The sequence below is a fragment of the Bartonella sp. AP40SXNS genome, from assembly GCF_042195825.1.
In the GTDB taxonomy this organism is placed as follows: domain Bacteria; phylum Pseudomonadota; class Alphaproteobacteria; order Rhizobiales; family Rhizobiaceae; genus Bartonella.
Window position 1 is genome coordinate 1 of the sequence record NZ_JBHIPB010000066.1, and the last position, 1,769, is coordinate 1,769.

Below are 1,769 nucleotides of genomic sequence, written 5' to 3' on the forward strand. Positions count from 1 at the left end.
CGTTGGTTACAATCGGATCTTTTGAATGTCATCGAACAAGCAAAACAGCAACGTCAAAGTGACGCGGCATAAAAAAACCTTGTCACGTAAGGACGGACAAGGCTTTCTCAAGCTCATCAACCTGGAGCTTTATTTGGTGTAAATTCAAAGCTTTCTCTGCTGAAGCAAGACCTAAGGTTTGCATTCAAGTTGTTCTGAATGCTTTTTACAATAAGGGCTATTTAAGCGTCTCTCAACACTTCGCTGAGGCATGACAGCACCAGGACGACATATGGGAAGGTTGTCCGATTTATGGTTTTCACACCAATCTTGTATTGTAAAGCTAGGGCGAAAACCTGATTGCGCCATACACATTTCAATACTGGCAAATTGATTCAAATCTAGCGCCACAACCTTATTAAGGTCCGGTACTCCACATTCTAAAAGTATTTTATTTCTCCATAATGCTGGAGAAAGTGAGGGAATTGAGTTAACACATCCAGTGATACTTAACAGAGCTATACAACTCAACAGTTTTAAGATTTTCTTCATTATTCCCCTCTTTCAATGGATTTATTTACAATAAAAAGGCTCTAAAGCCTGTTGATATTTTATCTCCGTTTTTCAAGACAGTTCTGAACTGAGTTGAGATGGTAAATTGAGAAAACAATCCCGCCATTCCAAGTAAAGGCAAGGATGGCAGATTGTTGATCATCACAAGAAAGACTTAAGGCTGGCATTTGCGACTATTTTTATATTTTTTACAAAACGGGCTGTTCAAGCGCTTCTTGACACTGCGCTGTGGAACAACAGCGCCTGGACGACAAATGGGCAAGTTTTCAGCTTTATGATTTCCACACCAGCCTCCCCCCACATCATATTTATAGCGAAATCCCGCTTGGAGCATGCAAGCATCAATGGTTGCATTTGCATTATTACTGAGCTTTCTACTTTCTGGATCCTTATCATAAGGGGTTGGCATACCGCATTCTAACAAGGCTTTTCCTATCTCCGTAAAATCTGCTCCTGGCTTCTCCCATGCCCCTATAGAAGATATGGGAGTTTTATTAAACTGGCACCCAGCTATACTCAATAGAGTTATCGCACTTAATAATTTTAAGATTTGTTTCATTTTTTACTCCATGATTTACTTAAAGGAACTTGTTCACGATGAGATGAGCCGTAAAGCATGTTGCACATACGCCCCACATCTCCAAGGCAAGTATGGGAGCTTATGGGATTCATGATCACTCTCCACCATTCTTTCCACATGTTACTGCCAGCAGGTATTGTCTCGTAGGTATAGCCATTACCGCCAATAATTCTGCTGACAAAGTCGTATCTATTCCCATCAAAACCAACAATGGTTTGTTTGCTATCACTCACATAACCTAACAGACCGGATGCAACTAAAACATTAAAGGCTGGTCCATAGAGATTGATAGTCGTGTTTTCGTTGGCTATACCGTGAACACCTTCTTGTTTGAAAGAATTCAGCATATTCCCCAATGTCATTGTCCCGCGACTATGTCCATAAAGTTCTAATCCTGTAAGACCATAGCTATACATCAAATCTTTTGCTTCTTGTGTGGAATTGGTCAAACCCCAAAAGTTATTTTCCATAAACTTCTGATAGCCCGCGACTAGAAGTTCTGAGATAGCAGAATTGGCTTCTGGGAACACAACAAAATAAAGTGGTTCATTTTTATTCTCCGCATGTTGAACCGCATAAACAGCGGCTTCCTCTGGTGGAGTAAAGATGCCATTAAAGGACACATGCACCTTGCCAT

At 40.7% G+C, this 1,769-nt stretch carries 3 protein-coding genes and 1 pseudogene; 1 reads left to right on the plus strand and 3 read right to left on the minus strand.

Features of this window, described 5'->3' with window-relative positions:
* Positions 1 to 72: pseudogene (locus tag ACFILZ_RS09690) on the plus strand (DNA-binding protein); the annotation flags it as partial.
* A 99-nt stretch (positions 73 to 171) separates the two neighbouring features.
* Here ACFILZ_RS09690 and ACFILZ_RS09695 read toward each other — a convergent pair.
* The 3 genes from ACFILZ_RS09695 to ACFILZ_RS09705 form a co-directional block, all read right to left on the minus strand.
* The gene (locus ACFILZ_RS09695) at positions 172 to 531 is read right to left on the minus strand and encodes a hypothetical protein (protein WP_375608402.1); all 360 of its coding nucleotides are present in this window, start codon (positions 529 to 531) and stop codon (positions 172 to 174) included.
* 175 nt (positions 532 to 706) lie between these two features.
* Positions 707 to 1,111: a hypothetical protein gene (locus ACFILZ_RS09700; protein ID WP_375611045.1), complete on the minus strand. Its 405-nt coding sequence runs from the start codon at positions 1,109 to 1,111 to the stop codon at positions 707 to 709.
* Positions 1,108 to 1,769 (minus strand): filamentous hemagglutinin (locus tag ACFILZ_RS09705; protein ID WP_375611046.1); only part of this gene is annotated, 662 nt, incomplete at its 5' end. The genes ACFILZ_RS09705 and ACFILZ_RS09700, both read right to left, overlap by 4 nt.

Bases quoted from the DNA above. Each gene is read 5' to 3' on its own strand.
- ACFILZ_RS09695 (WP_375608402.1), bottom strand. From the start codon at position 531: ATGAAGAAAATCTTAAAACTGTTGAGTTGTATAGCTCTGTTAAGTATC.
- ACFILZ_RS09700 (WP_375611045.1), bottom strand. From the start codon at position 1,111: ATGAAACAAATCTTAAAATTATTAAGTGCGATAACTCTATTGAGTATA.